13 protein-coding genes, 2 tRNA genes and 3 rRNA genes are annotated in these 24364 nt (G+C 41.9%); 13 read left to right on the forward strand and 5 right to left on the reverse strand.

The features are described from left to right. Positions 1-22: 22 nt before the first annotated feature. On the forward strand, positions 23-463 hold the full coding sequence (locus tag PL_RS16040) for an RrF2 family transcriptional regulator (protein ID WP_200890700.1): 441 nt from the start codon (positions 23-25) through the stop codon (positions 461-463). Here the strand turns inward: PL_RS16040 and PL_RS16045 are convergent, their stop codons facing one another. Then, on the reverse strand, positions 464-1006 hold the full coding sequence (locus PL_RS16045) for a thioredoxin family protein (protein WP_041879277.1): 543 nt from the start codon (positions 1004-1006) through the stop codon (positions 464-466). It abuts the gene before it with no gap. A gap of 124 nt (positions 1007-1130) precedes the next feature. Here PL_RS16045 and PL_RS16050 point away from each other — a divergent pair, with 124 nt between their 5' ends. The 4 genes from PL_RS16050 to PL_RS16065 all read left to right on the forward strand — a co-directional run bounded on the left by PL_RS16050 (position 1131) and on the right by PL_RS16065 (position 10814). Continuing rightward, positions 1131-4394, forward strand: coding sequence for a UvrD-helicase domain-containing protein (locus PL_RS16050; protein ID WP_041879281.1), 3264 nt, complete (start codon positions 1131-1133; stop codon positions 4392-4394). 3 nt (positions 4395-4397) lie between these two features. Next, positions 4398-7307 (forward strand): PD-(D/E)XK nuclease family protein, encoded by a 2910-nt coding sequence (locus PL_RS16055; RefSeq protein ID WP_041879284.1) that lies wholly within the window; start codon positions 4398-4400, stop codon positions 7305-7307. 105 nt (positions 7308-7412) lie between these two features. After that, the gene (locus tag PL_RS16060) at positions 7413-8399 is read left to right on the forward strand and encodes a pyruvate dehydrogenase complex E1 component subunit beta (protein WP_041879287.1); all 987 of its coding nucleotides are present in this window, start codon (positions 7413-7415) and stop codon (positions 8397-8399) included. Positions 8400-8504: 105 nt separating this feature from the next. After that, positions 8505-10814 (forward strand): Tex family protein, encoded by a 2310-nt coding sequence (locus PL_RS16065; RefSeq protein WP_041879289.1) that lies wholly within the window; start codon positions 8505-8507, stop codon positions 10812-10814. Here PL_RS16065 and PL_RS16070 read toward each other — a convergent pair. Then, positions 10807-11199: a hypothetical protein gene (locus PL_RS16070; protein WP_041879292.1), complete on the reverse strand. Its 393-nt coding sequence runs from the start codon at positions 11197-11199 to the stop codon at positions 10807-10809. The two genes, PL_RS16065 and PL_RS16070, sit on opposite strands and share 8 nt — an antisense overlap. A gap of 2 nt (positions 11200-11201) precedes the next feature. Continuing rightward, entirely contained in the window at positions 11202-12638 is a 1437-nt protein-coding gene (locus PL_RS16075; protein WP_052496108.1) for an MFS transporter, read from the reverse strand. 84 nt (positions 12639-12722) lie between these two features. Here PL_RS16075 and PL_RS16080 point away from each other — a divergent pair, with 84 nt between their 5' ends. Then, a complete protein-coding gene (locus tag PL_RS16080) occupies positions 12723-13592 on the forward strand; it encodes a helix-turn-helix domain-containing protein (protein WP_041879295.1) in 870 nt (289 codons plus the stop codon). A gap of 36 nt (positions 13593-13628) precedes the next feature. On the opposite strand, the gene prfH is transcribed toward PL_RS16080, so the two are convergent. Both prfH and PL_RS16090 read right to left on the reverse strand, forming a co-directional pair. Continuing rightward, positions 13629-14237, reverse strand: coding sequence for a peptide chain release factor H (gene prfH / locus PL_RS16085; protein ID WP_348619899.1), 609 nt, complete (start codon positions 14235-14237; stop codon positions 13629-13631). An 8-nt stretch (positions 14238-14245) separates the two neighbouring features. After that, on the reverse strand, positions 14246-15646 hold the full coding sequence (locus PL_RS16090) for an RtcB family protein (protein ID WP_041879302.1): 1401 nt from the start codon (positions 15644-15646) through the stop codon (positions 14246-14248). 1837 nt (positions 15647-17483) lie between these two features. On the opposite strand from PL_RS16090, the gene PL_RS16095 reads away from it, so the two are divergent. The 7 genes from PL_RS16095 to PL_RS16125 all read left to right on the forward strand — a co-directional run bounded on the left by PL_RS16095 (position 17484) and on the right by PL_RS16125 (position 23789). After that, positions 17484-19005 (forward strand): 16S ribosomal RNA (locus tag PL_RS16095). Between the two features lie 198 nt (positions 19006-19203). Further along, positions 19204-19277: transfer RNA gene (locus tag PL_RS16100), tRNA-Ile, on the forward strand. A gap of 13 nt (positions 19278-19290) precedes the next feature. Beyond that, positions 19291-19367 (forward strand) — tRNA-Ala (locus PL_RS16105). 229 nt (positions 19368-19596) lie between these two features. After that, a 23S ribosomal RNA gene (locus PL_RS16110) occupies positions 19597-22475 on the forward strand. A gap of 144 nt (positions 22476-22619) precedes the next feature. Beyond that, a 5S ribosomal RNA gene (gene rrf / locus PL_RS16115) occupies positions 22620-22731 on the forward strand. Together the 16S, 23S and 5S rRNA genes with 2 tRNA genes alongside form the textbook arrangement of a ribosomal RNA operon. A gap of 301 nt (positions 22732-23032) precedes the next feature. Continuing rightward, entirely contained in the window at positions 23033-23614 is a 582-nt protein-coding gene (locus PL_RS16120) for a zeta toxin family protein (protein WP_041887104.1), read from the forward strand. Beyond that, positions 23601-23789, forward strand: a complete 189-nt coding sequence (locus PL_RS16125; protein WP_041887102.1) for a hypothetical protein — start codon at positions 23601-23603, stop codon at positions 23787-23789. The genes PL_RS16120 and PL_RS16125 overlap by 14 nt, the downstream gene beginning before the upstream one ends. Positions 23790-24364 lie beyond the last annotated feature (575 nt).

Here is a 24364-nt window from a genome sequence, read left to right on the forward strand (position 1 = left end):
TATCTTTGTAGTATAATCAGAGATGGGAATATTTTCAAAAACTTGTGAGTATGCAATCAGATCAGTTTTCTTTATTGCACACAGAACAGCCGGACAGAGCGGCAGAGTAGGCATTAAAGAAATTGCAGTAGGAATAGATTCACCAGAACCTTTCCTGGCAAAAATCTTACAGGATTTAAGTCGTAAGGGGATAGTTCAATCCACTAAAGGACCTAATGGCGGATTTTATTTAGACGACGCTTCTCTGGAGAGGCCTCTAAGTGATATAGTTGCCGCTGTAGATGGAAATGATATCTTTTTTGGGTGTGGTTTAGGACTTAAACAATGTTCCGAGATAAACCCATGTCCGCTTCACAACGAATTTAAGGATATCCGGAACAAAATACATCTCATGCTTCATGAGACCAAAATCGGAGAGTTCAATAGTGAACTGATGAATGGAATGCTTTCTTTAAAGAAATAATTATTTCGAATTGTCCTTGGCGTAGGTTGCAGGATCTAATGCTTCGTAAGTCCAGCCCTGAAGGAATTCTGTAACTTTTTTTGCACTATGTCCTTTCCCTTCTTCCAGGTAACCGGAATTCTGTATGTGTAATATTTCTCCGTCTCCGTCAAGTATAACAAAAACCGGATAACCGAAACGGCCTGGATAGCCAAGACTTGCCATTACAGCCTCATTTTTATTCTCTTTGCTATAATTAACCAGTACGGTTTCATAATGGTCGTTCAGATACGTTTTCAGTGCCGGAGTATTATCCACTAAATGATGAAAAGCAATACACCATGAACACCAGTTTCCGCCTACCTGGATAAACACATGTTTTTTCTCTTTTTTAGCCTTTGCGACTGCGGCAGTGATATCGGCCTTTGCATCGGCGTCCGGATTATATATTTTTACCTCTTCTTTAACGACGCTGGTTTTAGCGGCGGCTGTTTTTTGTTTCTGTGCAAAACCCGCAGTTGATATCGCCAGTGTGGCTAATAGTACTAATGATAGTTTTTTCATGTCCAATCTTTTTAATAGCTTAAACTTTTCTAAATGTATACAATTCCTGAAAGGTAATTGTAATGAGATTATAAGAAGAAATAAATATGATTCGTTTCGCTCTAAAATGTTCTAACTTCACCACATGCCCCAACCTTTAAAAATATTACAAGCTTCTGCAGGGTCAGGTAAGACATTCAGCCTCACGGCACACTACTTAACACTCTTACTGTCTGGTGAAACCAGGTACAGGGAGATTCTTGCGGTTACCTTTACCAACAAGGCAACCGAAGAAATGAAAACCCGTATTATGGAAGTGTTAAAAGGCTTTGCTACGGGCGATCAGGAGGTGGAAGACTATAGAATACTTGTTTTAAAGGCGCATCCAGACTTAAATACATCCACATTACAGGAGAAATCTGCCAGAATTTATAAAAGAATACTACATGATTACAGCCGTTTTTCGGTGAGTACAATAGATGGTTTTGTCCAAAAAGTAATCCGGGGATTTGCGTTTGAACTGGGGCTGGACTCCGGCTATAAACTGGAGATGAATTTTGATAAAGTCAAAAACGAACTGGCAGATAAACTCGATGAGCAGTTAGATGTTAATCCGCAGTTACTGCAATGGATCATCGACCTGGCATTAGACAGAATCAGTAATAATATCAGCTGGAACTACAGATCTGAATTAACCGATCTGGCAGGGGAGATATTTAAAGAAAGGTATCAGCCATTTGATAATGCCATTCAGGAGCTGATGCAGCATACAGATATGAATGCGCTGTTTGGTAATTATCAAAAAGATACCAGGAAACAGATTACACATTTTCAGGATATGATCAGGCAGCTTTCTGTAAAAGCATTTCAGCTATTTGAATCCTCTGGAATAAATCCGGATAATCTGAAAGGAAAATCCAGATCTCCGCTGAATAACCTGAAGAAAATTGCAGATGAAGATTTTGATCTGGAAAAAAAAGAGGACTTCGCCAAACTTGAAAGTCTGGCTAAATTAATAGATGAACCTGAAGAATGGTTCAAACCCGGGTCTGATACCTCTTTGTATGATGCATTAAATCCGGTTATCCGTAATTTATATCATACTTATACAGATGGCCTGCCAGCTTATATTCTGGCCCAGGCCTTTAATAAAAACCTGTATTACCTGCGCCTGATGCAGGAGATGGCCGTCTTATTAAAAACATACCGCGAAGAAAGCGGAAGTTTACTGATCAGTGACGCACAAAATCTTTTAAAAGGAATTACAGGTGATGATGACGATAACCCGGCGTTTATCTGGGAAAAAACCGGCAGCCGTTACCGTCACTTTCTGTTTGATGAGTTTCAGGATACCTCTGCCAATCAATGGGGTAATTTCAGGCCCCTGCTGAAAAATGCACTGGCAGAAGCGAACGGTCAGCTCATTGATCATTTAATTGTAGGAGATGTCAAACAATCTATTTACAGATGGCGTAACGGAGATTGGAATATTCTTCATCAGGAAGCTAAAAAAGACATAGGAAGTGCCTATGTAACAGATTCCAGCCTGGAAGAGAACTACAGAAGCACTAAAAATATTATCAACTTTAATAATATTCTGTTCAGGGCATTGCCCATATTAATGCAGAAAAATATTAATACTACAGTAGAAGAGCAGCATACTAATCTGGCTTTAAGCAGCTGGTGGGAAGAGAAAGGCTTTGGTCATATTATTACAGATGTTTATGCAGAGGCTGAACAAAAACTTACACCCCGTACAGCAGATGGAGGGACAATCGATTTTAATGTTTTAAAAACAGATGAAAATGATACCCCGCTAAATAAAACCAGCTTCAGGGCAGAGGCGCTGCGAAAAATGGTTGAAACCCTTAAGCGGCTTTTGATAGAAGAAAAACGCTACCAGGCTGGCGATGCCTGTGTACTGGTACGCTCTAACTCAGAAGCGATTGCAGTGGTTGATATACTCATGGAGAACAACATCAGTGTCATTTCCGGAGAAGCACTGCTGCTGGCCAATAATACGGCTGTAAAAATATTGATTGATACCTTAATGGTGATGGCCGGAATGCCGGCTAATACAGCACTGTATAAAGCAAATTGTATAAGTTTATATGCGCAATTACAGCAGCGCACGTTAGACCCTGCGTCCCTGTTTAACCTTAAAAGCAAACAGCTCGAAGAGTTAACGGATGTATTGCCTGCCGGTTTGTGCAAACATTGGCGAAGCTGGATGCAGCAGCCCTTACCAGAACTGCTGGAGAAACTAATTTCAGCTTACGGCCTTAATGAAAAGCCTCATTCCAATCATCTGCCATATTTATTTGCTTTAAGAGATCTGGCTGGTAATATCGGGCGTCAGGGAGAAAAAGGAATTACCTCATTTTTGAAATACTGGAAAGAAGAAGGCAGCAGAAAGACTTTGCCTTCTTCAGAAAATACTGATGCTGTACAGGTTATTACGATTCATAAATCCAAAGGACTGGCTTTTAAAGTAGTCATGATTCCATTTTGTAACTGGGATATCAACGGTAAAATCAATACTGTATTCTGGGTTCCCGCTGCAAATACGCCATATCACCAGCTGCAGAGTATACCGCTGAAATATACATCTTCTCTTGGCGCATCGGCAGTTGCCATACCTTATTATGAAGAATTGCTTTATAATAATATGGATGCTTTAAATATGCTTTATGTAGCAACTACGCGGACAAAGGAGTATTTATATATCAGCTGTCTGGGCAAAAAAGCTGAAACAGTCAGTACGATTGGTGATTTGTTAATCAGGATATTTGAAGATCAGCTTACTTCAGAAGGAAGATTCCTGCTGGAAGAAGAAGTGATAAAAAAGGGTGGCGGAGGTTTATCAAAACATACCGGTCCTGAAATTATCAATCTGAACACCTATCCTTTATCAGAAAGGCTCAGTGAGGTCTTTAACAGTGATGTCAGAAAGAAAGAACTGGACATGCTGTTGAATGATAATGCAGGCCGTGAGGGTAGTATTTTGCATGAAGTACTGGCCCGTGCAGCTGATACAGATGAAGTGGATGAAGTTTTGGGTCAGATGCTGACGGAAGGTTTTTTCAAAGAAAAGGAGATTGCAGACTTTAAAAAGCAGGCGGTTAATGTTTTGCAGCATCAGGATCTCCAGAATCTGTTATTAAACAGTACTCAAAGTGTAAATGAAAAGAGTATTATTGACATTACAGGTAAAAGTTACCGTCCTGATAAGGTCTTATTTACTGCAGATAACGATGTCATTGTAATTGATTATAAGTTTACCAAAAAACAAAGCCGCAGTCATGTGAAGCAAGTACATGGTTACCGCGATCTTTTACAGGAGATGGGTTATCCAAAAGTAAGCACTTATTTATTTTATGCCACCATAGGCGAATTGATTCTGGTATAATACATGAAAGCATTTTTAAAAGAAGTAGCAGAAGATTTAGCAGACAGATTTGGTAACAAACTGCATAATGCTGCCGTGATCTTTAACAATAAGCGACCAGTATCTTATTTGCAGCATCATCTGGCAGATACAATCGGCAAACCTTTCTGGAGTCCTTCGTTTTTTACGATACAGGAGTTTTTTGCTTTGTCTACCGATTTGCTGGTTGCCGATGGCTTTACTCAGTTTTTTACACTGCATCAGCAATATAATGAACTGCTTAAAGCAGAAGGAGCTAAAGAGATTAATCCTGATGTCTTTTATCCCATTGCAAGAATTATACTGAGTGATTTTGCACAAATAGATAATGATCTGGTCAATGCTAACCAGTTATTTGAAGAACTCGAAGACATCGCGGTCATTGAGAAAGAATTTCAGCACCTGACCACAGAACAGCAAACTTTTCTGGAACAGTTCTGGACTTCTTTTTCTACAGGAAAACAGAAAAATCACCAGGAGCAGTTTATCCGGATGTGGCGCAGGATGCCTAAGTTATATCGTGGGTTTCATGATGCCCTGGCAGAAAAAGGATTGACTTCTATGGCTCATGTTTACCGGAAACTGGCTAACGGAACTGCCGGAAAGCCGGGGTTTATTGATGATTTTGCGGAAGGTAAACTGGTTTTTGCCGGTTTTAATGCTTTAAGCAATGCCGAAGCAGTAATTTTCAAGCGATGGAATGAAGCTGAAAAAGCACTTTTCTATTTTGATACCGATACCTACTATATGGAAGATGATACCCAGGAAGCGGGATTATTTCTCCGGAAAAATATACAGAAACTCGGTTTACCCAATGCACTCGGACAGAGCAAAGCCCTGATTAAAGCAGAGAAAAAAGAAATCAAAGTTTATAAAACACAGGGACAGACAGCGCAGGCAAAGATTCTGCAAAAGGAACTGGAAGAAGATTATCCAATACTGGATGCTGCTGACAATGCCGGTAAGATTGCGCTGATCCTTGCAGATGAAAGTTTGCTGCTGCCGGTTTTACAGACTATTCCTACCCATTATGATGCTGCAGGTAAAAAAAATGAGGTAGAGCTTAACGTCACAATGGGGTATCCACTATTGGCTACCTCTATTTTCGGTCTGGCTGATATCTGGCTATCGGTACAGTCACAGCTTGCCGGCGGGAAAAAGGACACCGTAAATCACAGGGAAGTAGAAGCCTTTTTATCACATCCGCTGGTTGGGATTTCACAGGAAATCCGAAATAAGCTGCAACTGGAAATCCTGGCGAAACAGCTGATAGAGGTAGATATACCCTTATTACAACGTTCAGGTGAACTAGCCTCGCTGTTTTTTACCAAAAGAAATACAGGTTCTTCGGCAATCGTAAATCTTCAGGAGGTTTTTAAATTGGTTCTGACACAGCAGGTAGAAGAAAAAACACTGAAACAGACCGAGGTCGATTTATTTATTGCTACGATCAAAGAATTAAACAGGCTGCATGATACGCTGACAGAATTCGCGGCGCGTTTACCTTTACCTTTTGTTTTATCACTGATTCAAAAAGCTGTACAGGGTATTGCAGTCCCTTTAAGTGGAGAACCTCTTCAGGGAGTGCAGGTAATGGGTTTACTCGAAAGCAGGAGTCTGGACTTTGACCATGTTTATATACTGGGTGTAAATGAAGGCATACTGCCGCAGGTCAGTGCTTCCCCAAGTTTTATTCCTGATAGTATCAGAAGGGCTTATGGGTTGCCGGTAATTGAAAATCAGGATGCGATATCTGCCTATATGTTTTACCGGCTGCTGCAGCGTTCGAGAAAAATAAGCCTGGTTTATAATGGGCAGACAGATGAGGATACTACAGGTGAACCCAGTAGGTTTTTAAGGCAGCTGGAGTTTGAAAGCGGTCATCACTTTACTTATTTTGATCAGTCGCAGGCCGTTGCCACAGAACATCTGGTTACGAGGGATATTAAAAAAGAGGGGGAGGTTTTAAAACGCCTGGAAGCCTATCTGGATCTGAAAGATCCTTCGGTCAGACTTTCTGCAACTGCACTGACTACCTATCTGAATTGTCCTGTTCAGTTTTTCTATAAATACATAGCGAAAATAGAAGAGCCTAAAGAGCTCTCAGAGAATCTGGAGGCAAATTATATCGGATCAATGCTCCATTTTGTGCTGGAGAAATTCTACGAGGAACTGAAGGAGGAAAGTCCTTATATCACCAGGGAACGGATTATAGAACAGCGTAAAAACATGGACCGGTTAACCCGAACTGCTTTTGTGAAAGTTATGTTTGATGATGAAGAACATGTTTTGCAGGCAAACGGAATGCAGCAGGTTGTACTGGCTATTGTTGAAGAATATGCAAATGTGATTCTGGATCATGATGAAAAAGAAGCCCCTTTCTCTATTATCGGGCTGGAAAGCAAGGATGAGATTTATTTTAAGCTGCATGTAGCTGGCGTAGAAAGGCAGATTACTTTACATGGAATTATTGACAGGGTAGATCAGAGGAATGGAGTGACACGGGTTGTCGATTACAAAACAGGAAGGGATGAACTTCAGTATTCTTCACTCGAAGAGATTTTTGATCGGGAAACAGATAAACAGAATAAAGCGCTGATACAAACTCTTTTTTATACCTATGTCTATGAGCAGTCCAGGGGAATAAGCGGGATGGAGCCTAATTTATATCTGATCCGCAAGATGAGGAAAGAAGGTACATTATTTAGCTTTTACGGGGAAAAAAGAAAGAAGATTCAGTTGCAGGCTGAACATCTGGAAAGTCTGAAGCTGGATTTCAGCCGTTTATTAAGAGAAAAACTGGAAGAATTGTTTAATCCGGAAACCCCTTTTATACACACAACATTAGCCGATAATTGCACATATTGTCCTTATTTGTCCCTTTGCGGGAAGTAGGGCTATGGTGACGATAATAATAATCGCTTTGTAATGTAATTAAAACAAACTTTATTATTACGTTACAATAGTTATATTTGCCGGCAGTTAACATTTGAATATACAATGAGAGAGATTCAATTTAGAGAAGCTTTGCGTGAAGCTTTGAGCGAAGAAATGCGTAAGAATGAAAACGTATTCTTAATGGGCGAAGAAGTTGCGCAATACAATGGTGCATACAAAGTAAGTCAGGGAATGCTTGATGAGTTTGGTGACAAACGTATCATCGATACCCCAATTGCTGAGCTTGGTTTTACCGGTATCGGTATTGGTGCTGCAATGAATGGGTTAATTCCGGTCATAGAATTTATGACATTCAACTTCTCCCTGGTTGCAATCGATCAGATTATAAACGGAGCCGCAAAAATGTTATCCATGAGCGGTGGTCAGTTTTCTATTCCAATTGTATTCCGTGGTCCAACAGGTAATGCAGGTCAGTTAGGCGCTCAGCACTCTCAGAATTTTGAGAACTGGTATGCAAACTGTCCGGGTTTAAAGGTTGTTGTTCCTTCAACTCCTTACGAAGCTAAAGGATTATTAAAACAAGCTATTATTGATCCGGATCCTGTTATTTTCATGGAGTCGGAAGTAATGTATGGTGATAAAGGTGAAGTTCCTGAAGAAGAATATTATCTTCCTATCGGAAAAGCAAGAATTGCTAAAGAAGGGACTGATGTAACTATCGTGACTTTTGGTAAAATGCTGACACGTGTTGTTAATCCTGCTGTTGAAGAACTGACTAAAGAAGGAATCAATGTTGAAGTAATCGATTTACGTACTGTACGTCCTATTGATTATGACACAATTATTGAGTCTGTTAAGAAAACAAACCGTCTGGTAATCGTTGAAGAGGCATGGCCATTGGCTTCTATTTCTTCTGAAATTGCTTTCAACGTACAGAAAAATGCTTTCGATCATTTAGATGCACCAGTTTTACGTATTACTTGTGCTGATGTACCATTACCATATGCACCAACTTTAATTGCTGCCAGCTTACCAAATGCTGAGCGTGTAGTTAAAGCGGTGAAAGAAGTAATGTACGTAACAAAATAAGTTATTTAGAAGAACTATATACTATCCCGCCGGCTAACCCCCTGCGGGATTTTTTGTTTTTAGCCCAATCCATAAAATCATTTAAATTTTACCCAATATTTTAACATGAATAATCACTCAAAGATTATTGCTGCAGAATTGGCAGTCTCAGAAAAACAGGTTATTGCAACTATTGAATTATTAGATGAAGGAGCAACTGTGCCTTTTATTTCCCGTTACCGTAAAGAAGTTACCGGAAGTTTAGATGAAGTACAGGTTGCTGCGGTTCGGGACCGTTTTCAGCAGTTGCGTGAACTGGACAAAAGACGTGAAGCTATTTTAAAAGCGCTGACCACGCTGGGTAAACTGACACCAGAACTCGAAGCGCAGATTAATGCGGCAGAAAACATTACGACTATTGAAGATATCTACCTGCCTTATAAACCGAAAAGGAAAACAAGAGCTTCAGAAGCAAGACGTAAAGGGCTGGAGCCTTTGGCGCTGTTGATTTTTGAACAGGGGAAATTAAATCCTGATGAAGAAGCAGCAAAGTATCTGAATACGGAGCTTGGTGTGGACAGTACTGAAGATGCTTTGGCAGGTGCCAGGGATATTATTGCAGAAATGATTAATGAAAATGCGGAGGTTCGTACCAGTATGCGTCAGTATTTTCAACAAAAAGCTGTGCTTAAATCTACAGTAATCAAAGGTAAAGAAGAAGAAGGGATAAAATACAAAGACTATTTTGAATGGGAAGAGGCTGTGAAGTCTGCACCTTCTCACCGTGTTTTGGCTATGAGACGCGGAGAGAATGAGTCTATATTGAAATTAGAAGCCATGCCCGAAGAAGAAGGGGCAATTGAAATTTTAGAAAAACAGGTTATTCAGGGAACTCATGTTGCAGCCAAACAAGTAGAACTGGCACTGCATGATTGTTACAAACGTCTGCTTGGTCCTGCAATGGAGACAGAACTTCGCCTGCTGGCTAAACAGAAAGCTGATGAAGAAGCTATCCGTGTATTTGCGGAGAATGCCCGTCAACTCTTATTGGCAGCACCGATGGGACAGAAAAATGTACTGGCTGTAGATCCTGGTTTCAGAACAGGATGTAAAGTAGTATGCCTGGACAGACAGGGTAAATTATTAGAAAACACAACCATCTATCCGCATACCGGACAGGGAAATATTAAAAATGCAGCAGATGCGATTCAAAAACTATGTGCTAAACATGAAGTTGAAGCCATTGCTATCGGAAATGGCACTGCAGGCAGAGAAACAGAAGCATTTATCAGAGGATTGAATCTGGCAGGTGTAATAATCGTGATGGTTAATGAAAATGGTGCATCTATCTATTCAGCTTCAGAAGTAGCCCGTGAAGAATTCCCTACACAGGATATCACTGTCCGCGGAGCTGTTTCTATAGGCCGCCGGTTAATGGACCCTCTGGCAGAACTGGTTAAAATTGATCCTAAATCAATCGGGGTTGGTCAGTATCAGCATGATGTAGATCAGACTAAATTACAGCAGTCACTGGATGATACCGTAATCAGCTGTGTAAATGCTGTCGGTGTGGAATTAAACACGGCCTCTAAACAGGTGCTGGCGTACGTTTCAGGACTGGGGCCGCAGTTAGCTCAAAATATAGTGACCTACAGAAATGAGCATGGTGCATTTAAAAACAGAGAAAGTTTAAAGAAAGTTCCCCGTTTAGGAGATAAGGCCTATGAACAGGCTGCCGGTTTCTTAAGAATCAGAGATGCAGCACATGTGCTGGATGCCAGTGGTGTTCACCCGGAGCGTTATGCTTTGGTAAGTCAGATGGCAAAAGACCTTGGGCATTCCGTTGATGAACTTTTAAAAGACGTAAAACTTCAAAAACAGATTAAATTACAGCAATACATTAGTGAAAATGTAGGTTTACCTACATTAAATGATATCATGAGTGAGCTGGCTAAACCAGGGAGAGATCCAAGGGAAGCGTTTGAAGCCTTTAGTTTTACTGATGGTGTGAATGAAATCAACGATTTAAAAGTAGGAATGAAGTTGTCTGGTATAGTAACCAATATTACCAATTTCGGTGCCTTTGTAGATATAGGTGTACATCAGGATGGTCTGGTACATACCAGTCAGCTGGCAGATAAATTTGTGGCTAACCCTAACGATATTGTAAAAGTTAGTCAGAAAGTTGAAGTCACTGTAAAAGAAGTTGACGTTGTTCGCAAACGTATTTCTTTATCTATGAAGAGTGAAAATGCACCTAAACCAGCTGCAAGAGCTAAATCAGAAAGGCCTGCTGCCAACAGAAAACCTGAAAATAACAGGAATGATGCCAGCCGCAAACCTCAATATAACAAACCAAAGCCTCAGCAGGCAAAAGCACAACCAGATGGTGATTTGCAGACTAAACTGGAGGCTTTGAAAAATAAATTTAAATAATCCAGGTTTCCTGTAAGTGACGCCAGGTTATTTTTCCTTCCCCATCAGCAATAAATAAAGCACTTGATCTGCGGTTATTTGTTCCTGATGGGGTTTTTTGTGTTTCATGATAGACGATTATAGCCATATTATCTGCCGAATAACTTAAACTAAACTGCCCGGCTATTGCAGTGAATCCCGGTTTTTTCCCATGAACGGTAATTAACCAGGCTGTCAGATCCTCATGATTTTTAACCGAACCATCCGGTGCAACCATCATGAAGTCTTTATGGAGTCTTCCTGATACGTTATCTATATTTTCTATGGCCGTTTCTCCTGTAAACCATAAGGTGATTGCTGTATTGAAATCGTGAACCTGTTGTTGTACTGTTGGTGTAATATCCATATTTATTTTTTTAAGGGTAATCTGTTTAAGCGGATAGTGAGGAAAAATGCCAGGATAAAAATGCAGAGCAGACAGCCTATGGAAATTGCAAATGCTGTTTTGAAAGTATGATCAGCAGGATCAATGTGCAGTAAGGAAAAAAATATGGTTCCTATCAGTGCAACACCGATAGCACTGCCCATCTGTATAGCTGTACTGATTATACCAGCCGCCATACCTGCTTTTTCTGAAGTAACCGGAGCCAGCGTGATGCGTACCAGTGCCGGCAGTACAATCCCGTGTCCCATACCGGCAATCATTAATCCTGTATATAAGAGCAATCCGGGTTTAGTGTAGATCAGCACAGAGAAAATCACTACTCCATAGCCAGTCACCAGTAGTCCTAAAGCCAGTAAAACAACTGCAGATCCCAGTTTTCTGGTCAGCAGGGCACTGGTTAAAGGGCCAATGAAAAATCCTGCTGCATAAGGCAGCACCGCTAATCCGGCCGAAAGTACATCCCAGTGAAGGCCATTTTGCAAATAGTACGGATAAACCATAAAAAAGGCTGCAGTGCTGTTAAAAAAGAAAATAATGACAGCGCCGGTTATAAAATGCCGGTCCCTGAACATATTCAGGTCTGTTAACGGATCTCTGCCTTTGGTAACTGCATCCTTTTCTATCTTAACAAAGATGATCAGTACCGGAATTGCAGCAGCGAAACATAAAAATATCCATAAAGGCCAGCCTTCTTCTCTTCCTTTGATTAAAGGGTAGATTACTAAAAACAGAGCAAGAGAAAGAAAAAGAATACCAGGGATGTCCAGCCTGGGCTTTTTTGAAGGACGGTTTTCAGGCAGAATAAAAATGGCCATGATTATTGTGAGCATACCCAGAGGAATATTGATCATAAAGACAGACTCCCAGGTGAACCCAAGCGGATGGGCTTTGATCAGCACTCCACCTAAAAGCTGACCAGCAATGGAAGCCAGACCGAAAGTGGCTCCAAAGAAACCCATCGCTTTAGGTTGCTCTTTTGCAGGAAAAATTATACGGATAGAAGATAAAACCTGCGGTGCAAGTATGGCAGCTGCTAAGCCCTGTACGATACGCGCACTGATTAAAACCGGCATATCCGGAGCAAAACCGCAAACAGCAGAAGAGAAGGTGAATAATACCATTCCAATTATAAATACACGTTTCCTTCCATATATATCACCGAGACGGCCACCTGTGACAACCAAAACGGCATAGGTGGCCCCATAAGCGATGATTACAAATTGCAACTGGCTTGCTGTTGCATGTAAACTATCTTTAATTGCAGGCAGCGCTACGTTTACAATAAAAAAGTCAAGTGGAGATAAAAAGGCGCCCATGAGTAATACGATAAGGGCGGGCCATCTTTTATCGTATGGGGTATCTGCAGATGCTGAAAGGGAATCCTGAACTGTTTTTTGCATAAGAAAATATTGATGGTGCAAAGGAAGGTGCTTGTCGGAACAGTAGAATTGTATTTTAAGAGGCTTGTCTTGTATCTTTGCAGGATGGTTAGGAAAGATATCAGAGAGCTGTTCGAAATTTCTATACTGGATAAAATGCCAGGGGCGACTAAATCAGAACAACTGAACCATTTTGAACTGCTCTATGTTCAGGAAGGTAACGGGAGCCATATGGTTAACGGAAACAGTTATAGCTATCATAGCGGAAAGATATTTTTCTTAACGCCGGAAGACCGGCATTCGTTTATTATCGATAGCCCGGCACGTTTTGTTCATATCCGCTTTTCGGAAGTTTCGTTTTTCAAACTTCAGGCCGAAGCCAGTCAGCTTGATTACTGTGACTGGATGAAAAAGATCGGGTATATCTTTTATAATTATCATGCTAAGGCAGGTTGCCTGTTTAGAAATGAGCAGGATGAAGTATTTGGACTGGCGTTAATGGAAGGAATTGTACGGGAATATATTCAAAAAGAGATTGGTTCATTGGCTATTATTAGACAGTCGGTTTCTGTGCTGATCAATTTGATTGCCCGTAATATTATCCGTACTGAATCTGATAAACGGCTGGAAAGTGCCGGAGAGTCTGCGGTGATGAGGATTATAGCTTATCTGCAGCAGCATATTTATAAGCCGGAAAATCTAAGAATGCAGGTTATAGCGCTTGAGTTTAATCTTTCGGTGAATTACCTGGGTGAATATTTTAAGAAAAGGACCGGTGAAAGTATCCAGGAGTATATCATCAATTATAAATTGAAATTAGTGGATACCCGTCTTTTATATAGTAATATGCTTATCAAGGAGATTGCACAGGAAATGAATTTTACAGATGAAAGCCATTTGTCAAGGATATTTAAAAAGTACAGAGGCGTAACACCTGGTCATTATAGAAAAAAGCATAAAATTGTTGAAATTTAGCAGAGCCGTCAGCATACGGCTCTGCTTTTTTAATAATCATCTTAAATCGGCCCTGATAGTTTTAACAGGATTACCTCTGGATAAAGCTGCGTGATTTTGCCATTGCTGCTGTTGCTGTCCGGTCAGCTGTCTGGTCTGCCAGTCCAGCACCTTGTTTTCCAACCTTTCCAGACATAGCTTTTTGTTTTGCAGCTGTGACCGTGTATCCATCACCAATACCTGTAAACCAGAAGGCTGATGCGTTGCTCTGACTGCAGTTTCTACTTTATTTACATTTTGTCCGCCCGGACCAGACGCTCTCAGCGTTTCAATGGTTACAGCTTTAGGATCCCATTTCAGTTTTTCCCGGCTTTCGGAAATCTCTACACCTACGAACCAGTTTTTACGTTTATGGAACCGGCGGTATGGGCTCTGGGCAATCCAGAGGACGGATCCGTGCCATTCTTTGTGCAATGCAGATAAATCATCAGCCTTTGCCAGTAACACTGCTGAACGTAAGGTTCCATTAAGATCACCTTTTATATTTTCAAGTACTTCAATCTGTATATTTAATTGTCTGGCCTGTTTCAAAATCATTTCCTGTACTTTAGCTACTACTCTGCAGCATTCCTCAGGACCTTGTCCCGAGGTGATTTGTATGATCATGCTTTTCATTAATCTTTATTCATTCTAACTATTTTTGGTAGAAATTTACCTTGTACCTCAATGAGGTCTTTTTGTGCTGTGATTACTCTTTCTATATCTTTATAAGCTATAGGACTCTCTTCAACACTGCCACCAATTAACGTAACTCCTGCATTGTTCAGCAATTTTTTAAGTGCGGATGCAGTCATGTTTTGTTTTGCTTTTGTCCGGCTCATTGCTCTGCCTGCACCATGTGACGCAGAATTGAGGGATAATTCTTCACCTTTTCCAGCTACCAGGTAAGCTGCGGTAGTCATGCTGCCCGGGATTATTCCCATTTCTCCTTCATGTGCCGGGGTTGCACCTTTACGGTGAACAATAAACTCATGTCCGTTTGCCTGTTTTTCTTTCCAGGCAAAATTGTGGTGGTTTTCAATATTCACTAAAGTCTGCAGGCCCAGTGACCTGAGTAAGTTCTGGTGTATGGTATCATGACAGGCTTTGGCATATTCGCCTGCCAGATTCATGCTGATCCAGTATTCCTGTCCGGCTTCGCTATTTAAATCCAGCCATGCCAATTTTTGTACTTCTCTTGGGAGCCTGCATTTTTCTATTGCGATCTGTGTGTAATGACCGGCAATATTGGCTCCCAGACCTCTGCTGCCGGAATGAGAGAGTAAAGCGATGTACTTCTTTGCGGGTAGTTGCATGGAATTATTTTCAAATAATTCAATTTCCCCAAATTCCACAAAGTGATTTCCACTGCCCGATGTTCCTAATTGTCTGGCTGCTTTTCCCTGAAGACGTCTCAGCAATTCAGTTTCATTGAATACCGGGCTATCAAGAATTTCGTGATAGGGCTGGATATCCAATGATCCTTCCATTCCAAAATGTGTATGATTTTTTAAGGCTTGTTTGATCTGATGACTGTAACGCATAAAGAAGCTCGCACTTTCATCTATAATGGAAAGTGACATGCGGCAGCCTATATCTACGCCAATAGCATAAGGAATAACCGCCTTTTCTGTAGCAATTATTCCGCCAATAGGCAGGCCGTAGCCGGTATTTGCGTCTGGCATCAATGCTCCCTGTATAGCAACAGGAAGTGACATCGCGAGCTCCATTTGTTTCTTGGCACCGGTATCTATGTCTTTTGTACCATAAACTTTATACGGTGCTGGCTGTGCTAAAAGAGAAAATGCTTCAAAATCAGATGATTTGGTTCTTCCGGTAAGTGTTTCGGCGATTTTGCCCAGATATTCATGATTAAAATAGTTTTCAGGGTTATTTATTATATGGGTTAATAGTTTAGTAATCTCGTTCTTCGAATGATGTTTATAGTGTTTGGCGATTATATTGATCACCAGGCTTCTTGCCTGATCATTCGTATAGCCCATTTTACTGAGTTCTTTTGTTCTTAAATTGCTCATTGCGTTTTAAATTGTAGCTTATTGCCGGAAACAGGAGAATAAAAATTCCTGCTGGTACGGCTTAAATTTTGGTATGAATAGAATTTTGCTGTTAGTACAGGCATAAAATTCAAAATGATCCTGTAAAGGATAATTCCCCCTTTAGAATTTCGATGAATTACCTGAATCTGAGGCAGACGAATAACGGTGACCGTTTTTATTGGTCCTCGTGTTATTCCGGAAAATGCTGGATTTGTTTAAATAAACGTCACAGATCTGTTCTTACAGGTTGTCCGGACATCAACTGAATCCTGTTGCAGCTGTGAAATAAGAATATCACAAAGCATTCGGATAAGTTTTTAAGCAAAAATTAAATTATAGGAATAAACGTCAGCCTGATTTAGGCAATGAGCGATAGGGGCGATATGTAATAGTGTTCTGTCATGATTCCTGATTTTGAAATGATTAAACCATAAGGAATTGTTGCAAAGGTATAATAAGAAAATAGATTGCGCCAAATTTATTTTTTTCTTGCCTGACTACTGACGCTGATATAGCGTTGAATCGGGGAGTTAATTAGAAAGGACTTTGGTCATCTGCTTAAGCTTGTATGTTTTTATCAGAGGGATTATACAGAAAAAAGGCTTTACGGGATTGGTCTGTAACCAAATTCCAGTATAGGGCAGGTTGAATTGCGGGGAGGTTTAAAGGGTGTTTGTAGTCCGGGTTGGTATAGGGTTGGTATACCCCTGGGGTATACCAACCCTATACCAACCCGGAAGTCTTATTGGGCCGTGAGCTGACTTGTTGTTATCTGTGTGCATTGAACAAATCTGTTAGATGTGTGCTATAAAGGAATGGTCATCTGGCTGGAGTATATATATCATGACCGGTATTAGATTGTATTGTTTGGGTTGGGTAGGGGTTGTGTAGCCTGTTGAAGTGGTATTGAAGTAGGGTTGAAGTAGGGTTGAACTAGCCTGGGCTACTTCAAGGCTAGTTCAACCCCAGTTCAAGGCTAGTTCAAACCCCAGCACTACCCCTAAAGAAACCCTGGAAATAATAATTCACCGGACAATCAGTTGAGTATTGGATGTTGAAATTGTGGTAATGAGAGGTGAAAGGGCAGGTCTATGTGATATAATTGTGCGATTTGAGAGCTGCGATTGCTTAGTTAACCGGGCTGATGCTGCTGTTAATCGGTGTAATTGGACTTCATGCTGTTGTTAAATACTGCACTATTAAGGCTTCATTGAAGGAAAGCTGATCGCTCTGCTGCTGCTGAAAATAGTTTACGGTATTTTGGGTTGATAATCATGTAGTTAAGGAATAGATACAATTAATAGTGTGTTAATGTTTGGATAGCGGCATAATTTTCCTACTTTTGCATCCCGCTTCGGAGGAAGGGAAACAGTGAAAAGGATATGGAGAGGGTGCAAAAACAGAGATTGGTTGAGTTTGAAGAAGGAATAAAAAACTTCAAAAATAAAAAATAAAAAGCTTGACAAATTAAAAAAGATTTCTACCTTTGCAGTCCCAACAAAAACGGGAAGCTTTACAACGGATGTTGACAAAGCAAATAAACAAGATTGAAACGATGAGAAGCTGGAAAAGACCTTGAGAACATTAAGACTTGAGGGATTAGAAAGATTAGCATTGCAACATATATAGACTGCCGGGAGGTTAAGTCGAGAAGTTCATTAAAGAGATGTCATTTACAAACGTAGCGAGGTAAACACGTACAAGTTCAAAGTACATGAACCGCGCGAGTTTTTTAAGTCTATTCTGACAGACAAATAAGAATAAAGACTATTATTAATACAAGTTAAGAATGGTCAGCGTTCAAACAACACATTTTACAATGGAGAGTTTGATCCTGGCTCAGGATGAACGCTAGCGGCAGGCCTAATACATGCAAGTCGAACGATAGTTACCAGCTTGCTGGTAGCGAAAGTGGCGCACGGGTGCGTAACGCGTATGCAACCTACCTTAATCAGGGGGATAGCCCGAAGAAATTCGGATTAACACCGCATAAAATCACAGTACAGCATTGTACAATGATCAAATATTTATAGGATTAAGATGGGCATGCGTGACATTAGTTAGTTGGCGGGGTAACGGCCCACCAAGACCACGATGTCTAGGGGATCTGAGAGGATGACCCCCCACACTGGTACTGAGACACGGACCAGACTCCTACGGGAGGCAGCAGTAAGGAATATTGGTCAATGGAGGCAACTCTGAACCAGCCATGCCGCGTGCAGGAAGACAGCCCTCTGGGTCGTAAACTGCTTTTATTCGGGAATAAACCACATTACGTGTAATGTGCTGAATGTACCGAAGGAATAAGGATCGGCTAACTCCGTGCCAGCAGCCGCGGTAATACGGAGGATCCAAGCGTTATCCGGATTTATTGGGTTTAAAGGGTGCGTAGGCGGCTTTTTAAGTCAGGGGTGAAAGACGGTGGCTCAACCATCGCAGTGCCCTTGATACTGAAGAGCTTGAATGAATTAGAGGTAGGCGGAATGTGACAAGTAGCGGTGAAATGCATAGATATGTCACAGAACACCGATTGCGAAGGCAGCTTACTATGATTTTATTGACGCTGAGGCACGAAAGCGTGGGGATCAAACAGGATTAGATACCCTGGTAGTCCACGCCCTAAACGATGAATACTCGCTGTTAGCGATACACAGTTAGCGGCTAAGCGAAAGCGTTAAGTATTCCACCTGGGGAGTACGGTCGCAAGATTGAAACTCAAAGGAATTGACGGGGGCCCGCACAAGCGGAGGAGCATGTGGTTTAATTCGATGATACGCGAGGAACCTTACCCGGGCTTGAAAGTTAGTGAATCATTTAGAGATAGATGAGTCCGCAAGGACACGAAACTAGGTGCTGCATGGCTGTCGTCAGCTCGTGCCGTGAGGTGTTGGGTTAAGTCCCGCAACGAGCGCAACCCCTATGTTTAGTTGCCAGCACGTTAAGGTGGGGACTCTAAACAGACTGCCTGTGCAAACAGAGAGGAAGGAGGGGACGACGTCAAGTCATCATGGCCCTTACGTCCGGGGCTACACACGTGCTACAATGGATGGTACAGAGGGCAGCAAGCTGGTAACAGCAAGCAAATCTCCAAAAGCCATTCACAGTTCGGATAGAGGTCTGCAACTCGACCTCTTGAAGTTGGATTCGCTAGTAATCGTATATCAGCAATGATACGGTGAATACGTTCCCGGGCCTTGTACACACCGCCCGTCAAGCCATGGAAGTTGGGGGTACCTAAAGTATGTAACCGCAAGGAGCGTCCTAGGGTAAAACCGATAACTGGGGCTAAGTCGTAACAAGGTAGCCGTACCGGAAGGTGCGGCTGGAATACCTCCTTTCTGGAGAAAGGTAGATTACTCGCTGCGTAAATGATATACTGATTGTTCAATTGGTATGCGTAAATGACAACAAATCTCAAAAGAAAAACCCATAGGATGAAACATCATAATAGTTGTTCGCCTACTGAAAGAAGGTATTGACCGAGGAAAAGGAATTGTGCTGAGACACCTCAACAACAATACTGCACTGAGGTAAATAGTCCCGTAGCTCAGTTGGTTAGAGCACTACACTGATAATGTAGGGGTCAGCAGTTCAAATCTGCTCGGGACTACATATAATTCTAAGGGGGATTAGCTCAGCTGGCTAGAGCGCCTGCCTTGCACGCAGGAGGTCAACGGTTCGACTCCGTTATTCTCCACCATTGGCCCGTACTTAAGATAAAAGGTATAGGAAATAGGATAGAAGTAGAAATACAAATATCTGGGACAATAAAGTTCTTTGACATATTGGAAGAAGTTAATAAAGAAGAGCAAACAACAATAGAGACGTTGTTAGCTTGAAGGAAGGTAAAGGTGCTTGCATTGATACAATCCGTAGAGTTAATAACCATCAAAAAAAGCATTTCCATAGGCGCAAAAGGCTATGGAGAGAAGAAAGTAAGAAAGAGTACACAGGGGATGCCTTGGCTCTCAGAGGCGATGAAGGACGTGATAAGCTGCGATAAGCTTCGGGTATTAGCAAATATGAATTAATCCGAAGATTTCCGAATGGGGAAACCTGGCTAGTTGAAGACTAGTCGCATTACGATGCGCAAACCTGCCGAACTGAAACATCTAAGTAAGCAGAGGAAGAGAAAATAATAATGATTTCCAAAGTAGTGGCGAGCGAACTGGAAAGAGCCCAAACCAGCTATGTTACGGCATAACTGGGGTTGTAGGACTACGATGTGGCATTAATGAAATGAAGTGGAACAGGATGGGAAGCCTGGCAATATAGCGTGAGAGCCGCGTACACGTAAGTAACATTAGTCTAGTAGTATCCTGAGTACCGCGAGGTCGGAGACGCCTTGTGGGAATCTGCCGGCACCATCCGGTAAGGCTAAATACTCCTGAGAGACCGATAGTGAACCAGTACCGTGAGGGAAAGGTGAAAAGAACCCCGAACAGGGGAGTGAAATAGAACCTGAAACTGTGTACTTACAAGCGGTCGGAGCGTCCAGGTGGCGTGACGGCGTGCCTTTTGCATAATGAGCCTACGAGTTACTCTTCTCTGGCAAGGTTAAATGTTTAAGACATGGATCCGAAGCGAAAGCGAGTCTGAATAGGGCGTATAGTCAGGGGAGGTAGACGCGAAACCTTGTGATCTACCCATGGACAGGTTGAAGGTGCGGTAACACGTACTGGAGGACCGAACCGATAAACGTTGAAAAGTTTCCGGATGATCTGTGGGTAGGGGTGAAAGGCTAATCAAACTGGGAAATAGCTCGTACTCCCCGAAATGTTTTTAGGAACAGCGTGGTGGTTAAGTTTACTAGAGGTAGAGCTACTGATTGGGTGCGGGGGAGTCAAATCCTACCAAATCCAGACAAACTCCGAATGCTATTAAATATACACTGCAGTGAGGCCCGGGGTGCTAAGGTCACGGGCCGAGAGGGAAAGAACCCAGACCATCAGCTAAGGTCCCTAAGTTACTACTAAGTTGAACTAACGAGGTGCGATTGCCTAGACAGCTAGGATGTTGGCTTGGAAGCAGCCATTCATTTAAAGAGTGCGTAACAGCTCACTAGTCGAGCGATCGTGCATGGATAATAAACGGGCATAAAGTAGTACACCGAAGCTATGGGTAATATTAATATTACGGTAGGGGAGCATTCCAGCGGCAGCGAAGTTTTGGCGTAAGCCAGGGTGGAGCTTCTGGAAAAGCAAATGTAGGCATAAGTAACGATAAGGCAGGCGAGAAACCTGCCCACCGAAAGGATAAGGTTTCCTGATCAACGCTAATCGGATCAGGGTTAGTCGGGGCCTAAGGAGAACCCGAAGGGGAAATTCGATGGACAACTGGTTAATATTCCAGTACTTTTTATAACTGCGATGTGGGGACGGAGTAGTGACACTGCCGCGATCTGACGGAATAGATCGTTAAAGACTGTAGGTATAGGGAATGTAGGCAAATCCGCATTCTTTGCTAAAGGTCGATAGTACCGCAAGCCTTCGGGTAAGTGGATAGCGCAGGTAATCAGACTTCCAAGAAAAACCGCTAAGCTTCAGGTTATAAAAACCCGTACCGCAAACCGACACAGGTATCCGGGAAGAGAATTCTAAGGTGCTCGAGTGAATCATGGCTAAGGAACTCGGCAAAATGGCCCTGTAACTTCGGGAGAAGGGGCGCTGACAGCAATGTCAGCCGCAGTGAAAAGGCCCAGGCGACTGTTTAACAAAAACACATGGCTTTGCAAAATCGAAAGATGAAGTATAAGGCCTGACACCTGCCCGGTGCTGGAAGGTTAAGAGGGGATGTTAGTCGCAAGGCGAAGCATTGAATCGAAGCCCCAGTAAACGGCGGCCGTAACTATAACGGTCCTAAGGTAGCGAAATTCCTTGTCGGGTAAGTTCCGACCTGCACGAATGGTGTAACGATCTGGGCGCTGTCTCAGCCATGAGCTCGGTGAAATTGTGGTCCCGGTGAAGACGCCGGGTACCCGCAACGGGACGGAAAGACCCCATGCACCTTCACTACAATTTAACATTGACATTGGATACAGGATGTGTAGGATAGGTGGGAGACTATGAAGTGGCATCGCTAGGTGTTGTGGAGTCAACGTTGAAATACCACCCTTTTTGTATTCGGTGTCTAACTCTTTTAGGAGAGGACATTGTTTGATGGGTAGTTTGACTGGGGTGGTCGCCTCCAAAAAGGTAACGGAGGCTTTCAAAGGTAAGCTCAATACGCTTGGTAACCGTATGAGGAGTGCAATAGCATAAGCTTGCTTGACTGTGAGGCAGACAAGCCGAGCAGGGTCGAAAGACGGATATAGTGATCCGGTGGTTCTGCATGGAAGGGCCATCGCTCAAAGGATAAAAGGTACGCTGGGGATAACAGGCTGATCTCCCCCAAGAGCTCATATCGACGGGGAGGTTTGGCACCTCGATGTCGGCTCGTCACATCCTGGGGCTGGAGAAGGTCCCAAGGGTTCGGCTGTTCGCCGATTAAAGTGGCACGCGAGCTGGGTTCAGAACGTCGCGAGACAGTTCGGTCCCTATCTGTTGTGGGCGTAGGAATTTTGAGTGGGGCTGACCTTAGTACGAGAGGACCGGGTTGGACTAACCTCTAGTGAATCTGTTGTTCCGCCAGGGGCATTGCAGAGTAGCTACGTTGGGAATAGATAAGCGCTGAAAGCATCTAAGTGCGAAACTAGCCACGAGATGAGAATTCCATATAGGACCGTAGCAGACTACTACGTTGATAGGTTACAGATGTAAAGCTGGTGACAGCATAGTCGAGTAATACTAATCATCCGAAGCTTTCAAGAGCAATAAACTGTTGTTTGTTCTTCATAACTAACTTCTTTCAATAATATGTCATCGTTTGTCTCTGAGCTGGAAACAGGATAACTGTAAAGGTTATTGGGAGAGAAACAAATAAAATACTGATCAATAACAATTGATAAAGACATTTAGGTGCCTATATCGGTGGTGTCCACCTCTTCCCATTCCGAACAGAGAAGTTAAGCCCACCAGAGCCGATGGTACTGCGGTAACACGTGGGAGAGTAGGTCGGTGCCAAATCTTAAAGAAAGCTTGTAGGAAACTACAGGCTTTTCTTGTTTATAGACTTTTCCGCATCGAGCTTATAAACCTTTCCGCATCGAGTTTATAAACCTTTCTGCATTGAGTTTATAAGTCTTTCCTGATTGAGTTTACAGACTTTTACAGCACAACCTTTTTTTTGTATATAAACCGCCCTGGTTTTCTCTGAAGATCACAGAGCTTTGAGAATAATAATTTCTACCTTTAGCTTTAATGAAACAATCAATTTTTTACTTACTAAGTAGTATACAAGAAGTATTCTCGATGGGAGCGGGATCTTTTGCCTAATCTATATATCGTATCCGGTTGTAATGACGCAGGAAAGACAACGGCCAGTTATACGATTTTACCTGAAATTCTAAATTGCAGGGAATTTGTAAATGCAGATAATATCGCCGCTGGCTTATCTCCATTTAATCCTGAAAGTGTTGCTTTTGAATCTGGTAGAATTATGCTTAACAGAATTCGTGAATTGATGGCTGCCGGGCTTGACTTTGCTTTTGAAACGACACTAGCTACACGTAGTTATGTTTCCCTGGTTAAGGAAGCGCATCGGTTGGGATATAAGGTTAGCTTGTTGTATTTTTGGTTAAGCTCACCGGATTTGGCTATAGAACGGGTAGCAAAGCGTGTAAGTAAGGGAGGACATCATATCCCTTCGGATGTTATAGTGCGTAGATATTACAGGGGAATTTATAATTTATATAATTTGTATATGTCGGTGTGTGATCAGTGGACACTTGTTGATAACACCTATGTAACCCCTGATGTGATTGCTAAATTTGACGGCTTTGGAAAAGCAGTTTATAATAACGAACTTTGGAATAGTATTATTAAGCAACAGGACCATGGAAAAAGCTAATTCCTTATTACAAGACATGACATTTACTGATAAAGTAATGGTTGGGCTTAAAAAGGCTTTGCGCAACCTGGTTGAGGAAGCCGCCCTGAATAATGAAAACCTCGTAGTCGGGGATAAGAATGGCAACCCTGCATCTGTTCCTGCTAAAGAGCTGCTTAAAGCGCTTCCTGAGTAATTTATCATTCGATAAGTATTTACAAGTTTAATTCTTCATAGCCTGGTTAATCTGGTCAGGTCTTTTAAAGCGTTTTGCGCTTTATCATCTTATTTCTACAATGCTTTTGCCTCTTTTTATTTTTTATGCCGGATGCTTAAGCTCATCCTTATAGAAGAATGATTTTATTATACATATACTTTCCGTGAATATCTGGTCTCACTTCTACGGTTTTGAAGGGGGCTTCTGGTGATTGATTTATTCTTTTGAAAATAGTTTACGGTATTTTGAACTGATAATCATGCAGTTAAAGGAATGATACAATTAATAGTGTATTAATGTTTGGATAGCGGTATAATTTTCCTACTTTTGCATCCCGCTTCGGAGGAAGGGAAACAGTGAAAAGGATATGGAGAGGGTGCAAAAACAGAGATTGGTTGAGTTTGAAGAAGGAATAAAAAACTTCAAAAATAAAAAATAAAAAGCTTGACAAATTAAAAAAGATTTCTACCTTTGCAGTCCCAACAAAAACGGGAAGCTTTACAACGGATGTTGACAAAGCAAATAAACAAGATTGAAACGATGAGAAGCTGGAA

The sequence above is a fragment of the Pedobacter lusitanus genome (genome assembly GCF_040026395.1).
Lineage (GTDB): Bacteria > Bacteroidota > Bacteroidia > Sphingobacteriales > Sphingobacteriaceae > Pedobacter > Pedobacter lusitanus.

Coding starts and splice junctions, on each gene's coding strand:
- PL_RS16040 (WP_200890700.1), top strand. CDS start 23: ATGGGAATATTTTCAAAAACTTGTGAGTATGCAATCAGATCAGTTTTC.
- PL_RS16045 (WP_041879277.1), bottom strand. CDS start 1,006: ATGAAAAAACTATCATTAGTACTATTAGCCACACTGGCGATATCAACT.
- PL_RS16050 (WP_041879281.1), top strand. CDS start 1,131: ATGCCCCAACCTTTAAAAATATTACAAGCTTCTGCAGGGTCAGGTAAG.
- PL_RS16055 (WP_041879284.1), top strand. CDS start 4,398: ATGAAAGCATTTTTAAAAGAAGTAGCAGAAGATTTAGCAGACAGATTT.
- PL_RS16060 (WP_041879287.1), top strand. CDS start 7,413: ATGAGAGAGATTCAATTTAGAGAAGCTTTGCGTGAAGCTTTGAGCGAA.
- PL_RS16065 (WP_041879289.1), top strand. CDS start 8,505: ATGAATAATCACTCAAAGATTATTGCTGCAGAATTGGCAGTCTCAGAA.
- PL_RS16070 (WP_041879292.1), bottom strand. CDS start 11,199: ATGGATATTACACCAACAGTACAACAACAGGTTCACGATTTCAATACA.
- PL_RS16075 (WP_052496108.1), bottom strand. CDS start 12,638: ATGCAAAAAACAGTTCAGGATTCCCTTTCAGCATCTGCAGATACCCCA.
- PL_RS16080 (WP_041879295.1), top strand. CDS start 12,723: ATGGTTAGGAAAGATATCAGAGAGCTGTTCGAAATTTCTATACTGGAT.
- prfH (WP_348619899.1), bottom strand. CDS start 14,237: ATGATCATACAAATCACCTCGGGACAAGGTCCTGAGGAATGCTGCAGA.
- PL_RS16090 (WP_041879302.1), bottom strand. CDS start 15,646: ATGAGCAATTTAAGAACAAAAGAACTCAGTAAAATGGGCTATACGAAT.
- PL_RS16125 (WP_041887102.1), top strand. CDS start 23,601: ATGGAAAAAGCTAATTCCTTATTACAAGACATGACATTTACTGATAAA.